Source organism: Streptomyces longispororuber, from assembly GCF_014656095.1.
Classification (GTDB): domain Bacteria; phylum Actinomycetota; class Actinomycetes; order Streptomycetales; family Streptomycetaceae; genus Streptomyces; species Streptomyces longispororuber.
This window is the reverse complement of record NZ_BNBT01000285.1, coordinates 1-4,130: the sequence shown is the minus strand read 5'-3', so window position 1 is coordinate 4,130 and position 4,130 is coordinate 1. Positions and strand designations below refer to the sequence as shown.

General features: G+C 76.6%; 2 protein-coding genes. One reads left to right on the top strand and one right to left on the bottom strand.

What is annotated here, in order from left to right:
• Positions 1 to 2,901, top strand: a 2,901-nt coding sequence (locus IE330_RS37955) for a tetratricopeptide repeat protein (protein ID WP_190140734.1), incomplete at its 5' end; no start/stop codon positions are given.
• A gap of 10 nt (positions 2,902 to 2,911) precedes the next feature.
• Here IE330_RS37955 and IE330_RS37950 read toward each other — a convergent pair.
• Positions 2,912 to 4,130, bottom strand: a 1,219-nt coding sequence (locus tag IE330_RS37950) for an outer membrane protein assembly factor BamB family protein (protein ID WP_229926224.1), incomplete at its 5' end; no start/stop codon positions are given.

Below are 4,130 nucleotides of genomic sequence, written 5' to 3'. Positions count from 1 at the left end.
GGCACCGTGGCGGCGGCCCGCGCCGGCCTGGCGGGGCTCGGCCTGCTGCCGGGCGTGGGCGCGTTCACCGCGGCCGTCGACCCGGCGCAGCTCGCGCAGGGCGCGGACCGGCTGCGGGCGGGCCTGAGCGCGCGGTTCCGCAGCCAGGAGGACGTCCAGCTCGTGCTGACGCCCGAGCGCGTCCTCACCCCGGTGCTCCTGCGGGAACTGGAGGAGGCCGCCACGGCTCACCCCTGGGTCGTCCTGTTCTTCGACACCTACGAGCGCACGGCGCCCTTCCTCGACGGCTGGCTGTGCGCGCTGATGACCACCGAGCGGTACGGGGCCCTGCCCGCGAACGTCGTCGTGGTCACGGCGGGCCAGCTCCCCTTCGACACCGCCCGCTGGGACGGCTACCTGGACTTCATGGCGGACGTACCGCTCGCGCCGTTCACCGACCTGGAGGCGCGCGGGCTGCTCGCCGACAAGGGCGTGACCGCCGAACCCGTCGTCAAGGAGGTGCTGCGCCTCTCCGGCGGCCTGCCCGTCCTCGTGTCCACCCTCGCGGAGAGCCGCCCCACCGCCCCGGACGGCGTGGGCGACCCGAGCGCCACGGCCGTCGAACGGTTCCTGAAGTGGGAGCCCGACCCCGTGCGCCGGGCGGTGGCCCTGGCCTGCGCGCTGCCGCGCGGCCTCGACGAGGACGTCTTCCGGGCGGTGGTGGGCGCCGACGCCGCCGAGCGGGACGTACCGGGCCTCTTCGCCTGGCTGCGCGGCCTGCCCTTCGTCGGCGACCGGGGCGACCGGCTCGTCTACCACGACGTCGTCCGCGCCCCGATGCTGCGCTTGCAGCGGCAGCGGTCCCCGCGCGGCTGGGCCGAGCGGCACCGCGCGCTCGCGGAGACCTTCGCGGCCTGGCGGGCGGAGGCCGGGGCGGGCCTCGGCGACGACGAGCAGCGCTGGGCCGACGAGCGGTGGCGCGCGCTGCGGCTCGCCGAGGCGTACCACCTGCTGTGCGCGGACGAGCGCGAGGCGCTGCCCGCCGTGCTGCGGGACGTGGTGCCCGCGTGCGGCCCGGGCGAGGCCGTGGTGCGGCAGTGGGCCCGGGTCCTGGCGGACGCGGGCGAGGACGCGGCGGGCCGGGCCGCGGCCGCCTGGGGCCGTGACCTGCTGGCCGCCCTCGACGGCGACGGCCTCGCGGGGGCGCTGGGGCTGCTGCTCGACCGGGCCGGGCTGGAGCCCGGGCAGCGGGCCTTGGCGTACGCGGTGCGGGGCCGGGTCCGGCGGGGCAACGGTGACCACGACCGGTCGCTCGCCGACTACGACGAGGCGCTGGCGCTGGACCCGGAGCTGGTACGCGCCCATGTCGGCAGGGCCCACACGCTCGGCAGGCTCCGCGCGCACGAGGCCGCCCTCGCGGACCTGGACCGGGCGGACGCGCTGGCGCCGGACCGGGTGGCGACCCTGCGGACCCGAGGCGAGTTCCACCGGATCCTCCACCACTTCGACGAGGCGCTCAGGGACCTGGACCGGGCGGTCGAACTCGACCCCGCGGACGCGTACGCCCGGGCGTCCCGGGGCGCCGCCCGGCAGGCCGTCGGCCGCTACGACGAGGCGCTCGCGGACCTCGACAGGGCGCTGGAGCTGAGGCCGGAGTACGCCTGGGCGCTGGTGAAGCGCGCCCGGGTGCACGAGTCCCTCGGGCAGCGCGAACGCCAACTGGCGGACCTCGACCGGGCGGTCGGCCTGGCAGCCGACTGGCCCTGGGGGTGGTGCCTCCGCGCCGACGCGCTGAGTGCCGGGGGCCGTTACGAGGAAGCCCTCGCGGACTACGACCGGGCCCTCGCGCTGGACGACACGTACGCGTCCGCCTACGCGGGTCGAGGGGCCACGCTGCTCGCTCTGCGGCGGGGGCAGGAGGCGCTGGCGGACCTGACCCGGGCGATCGACATCAGCCCGCAGGCCTGGGCGCTGGCCCAGCGGTCCCGTGCGCACCTTTTCCTGGGCCGTCCCGAACGAGCCGTCGCGGACGCCGACCGTGCGGTCCGCCTCTGGCCGCGTTCCCCGTGGGCACGGCGTGTTCGAGCCATGGCGCTGCACGGCGTGAGGCGCCACGAGGAGGCCCACACGGAGCTGAGCCGTGCCGTCGAGCTGGCACCGGACGACGCGGAGGCGCTGCGTCTGCGCGGCATGCTGCGGTCGGACCTGGGGTTCCATGACCAGGCGCTCGCGGACCTGGACCGTGCCGTGGGGATCGACGTGCGGTTCCGTACGCACCGCTTCGCGGTACGTCTGCACGCCGGACGACTGGACCAGGCCGGGGACGACCTGGCCTGGGTCAGGGAGAACCACGACGACGTCGAGCGGATCCGGCACGAATCGGTGGTGTTCCACCTGCTGCGCGGACGCGTCGAGCAGGCGGTGGCCGAGCTTGTCGACTTCAGTGGAACGAGCGTTCGTTCCAGTGAGGAGATGGTTGCCATGGCGGCGGTGGCGTTCCGCCGAGCAGGGCGCTGGGAGCGGGCGCGCGAGGCGGCCCAGGCCCTGCGGACGCGGGACGAGGCGCGGGGGACGATCGAGCTCGCGCTGACGGAGAGCGGTGCCGTGGGCCCGGCCCACGTCCGCCGGCGGTGGCGGGAGGCGGCCCGTCTGCTGGAGGCCGCCGAGTTCCACCGCCCCGCCGTGGGCGAGTGCCTGCACGCCGTGGTGGCCGCCGGGCTGGCCGACTGGCCGGGGCTCGACGCGGCGCTGTCCCGCTGCCTCCCGCTCGACGACCCCCGGGTGACCTGGGTGCACCGCGCCCAACTGACCGCCCTGCTCACGGACCTGCTCCACGCCCCCGGCACGGACCGGTCCCGCCTCGCCCCGCGAGTGGCCCGCGCGGCGGAGTCCCGGGACGCCTTCCGGGCGCGGTACGCGTGACCTACGCGGTTCAGCGGCCCGTGGCCGTGCCCCGCTCCGCGTCCAGCGCGTACACGCAGCGGTCCTTGCTGCACGCGTACACCACCCCGTCGCGCACCACCGGCGCCCCGGTGATCTCGCCGCCGGTGGCCAGCTTCCAGCGCAGGCGGCCGTCGTCGGCCTTGAGCGTGTACAGGAGGTGGTCCGTGGCGCCGAAGTGGATGCGGCGGTCGGCGACGACCGGGGAGCCGACGACCTCGCCGCCCGCCTGGAAGCGCCACTTCGGCGTGCCCGTGACGGCGTCGAGGGTGTAGAGGCCCTTGCCGCTGCCGACGTGCACGTGTCCGTCGGCGACCAGGACCGGGTCGACCGACGAGCGGGCCTCGGTCGCGATGCGCCAGCGGTCGCGGCCGTCCGTGGCGTCGAGGGCGTACACCGTGCCGAGGTAGTCGGCGAGGTACACGCCGCCGCCGGTGACGGCGGGCCCGGGGGCGAAGGCGGGCGGCGACAGGAAGACTGCGGGCGCCTCGAAGTGCCAGCGGACGTGCCCGCCCGCCACGTCGAGGGCGATGACGCGGGTCCCGGCGGCCACGTACACGAAGCCGTCGTCGGCCTGGGTGACCCGGATCGGCACGCCACCGCAGGACGCGGCGTCGCCGATGGGGTACGACCAGCGCTCGATGCCGGTACGGGCCTCGACCGCGCGCAGCCGGGCGTCCTTCCAGACGTACACCGTGCCGTCGCGGATGACCGGCGCGGCCTCGGGCGTCTCGAAGTCGGTCTGGACGCCGGTGATCTCCCAGAGCTTCTCGCCGTTGGCGGCCTCCCAGCCCTGGACGCCGCCGCCGCGGGTGGCGGTGACGACGGTGCCCCGGTCGGCCTGGAGGGCGTACACCCAGGCGTCGGTCGTCAGGCGCCACAGGTCGGTGCCGTCGGCGCCGTCGAGGGCGTAGAGGGTCGGGCCGTCGGAGGCGTGGATGCGGCCGTCGGTCACGGCCATGGACCAGGCGACGTCGCGGGTCTTGAAGCTGCGCCGGCCGGTGGAGACGTCGAGGGCGTGCACCTCGAAGGAGGTGACGTAGACGAGGTTGCCTGCGACGGCGGGCGTGCCCCACACGTCGTTCGACATCCGGAAGCGCCAGGGCCGCCAGGAGCCGCCCGCGCCGGTCCCGGCCCCCGTGGCGGCGGCGGTCGCGGCGGCCGCCTCGGTGCCGTTGGCGCGCGGCGCGGCGGGCGCCGGGGCCGGGGAT